We start from the raw sequence: 227 nt of genomic DNA, 5'->3' as shown, positions 1-227 counted from the left end.
GGGATGTTCCTTTCCGGACCGCCGGCCGTGAGCCTGCCGACGGCTCACGCGCCCGGAGCGGCGCTGGGGTGCTGGTGGGGGGAACGGCGCGGGCCTGGGGAGGGCAGCGCGCCGGGTGGTGAGGGTGCCCCCCCGTGCGGGGGCCCCCCCCGCCGGGGGGGGGAAACCGCCCGAGCCGGTCTCATATAAAAAAAAAACAGCCCACCACAAAAAAAAAAAAAACGGTT

Source organism: Streptomyces sp. NPDC059080 (assembly GCF_042739975.1).
GTDB lineage: Bacteria > Actinomycetota > Actinomycetes > Streptomycetales > Streptomycetaceae > Streptomyces > Streptomyces benahoarensis.
This window is presented reverse-complemented; position numbering follows the sequence as displayed.